Source organism: Brevibacterium sp. SIMBA_078, from assembly GCF_046534565.1.
In the GTDB taxonomy this organism is placed as follows: domain Bacteria; phylum Actinomycetota; class Actinomycetes; order Actinomycetales; family Brevibacteriaceae; genus Brevibacterium.
Map to the genome: position 1 here is coordinate 1 of NZ_JAWRYQ010000593.1, position 236 is coordinate 236.

Here is a 236-nt window from a genome sequence, read left to right on the forward strand (position 1 = left end):
GTCACCAACGCAGGTCTTTTAACCAATAATGGTGCAACAGATCTAAATGGTACACTCGCAGTTCAAGATGCGACTACTTTAGAGAGCACACTAGACGTTGCAGGCGCCACCGACTTAGCTAACACATTAAACGTGCAAGGTGCAACGACTACTAATGGTGTCACCAACGCAGGTCTTTTAACCAATAATGGTGCAACAGATCTAAATGGTACACTCGCAGTTCAAGATGCGACTAC

1 protein-coding gene is annotated in these 236 nt (G+C 45.3%); it reads left to right on the top strand.

The window, feature by feature from the left end; all coding sequences use genetic code 11:
• A partial coding sequence (locus SB749_RS20920) for a hypothetical protein (protein WP_410712009.1) occupies nt 1–236 on the top strand: 236 nt, incomplete at both ends.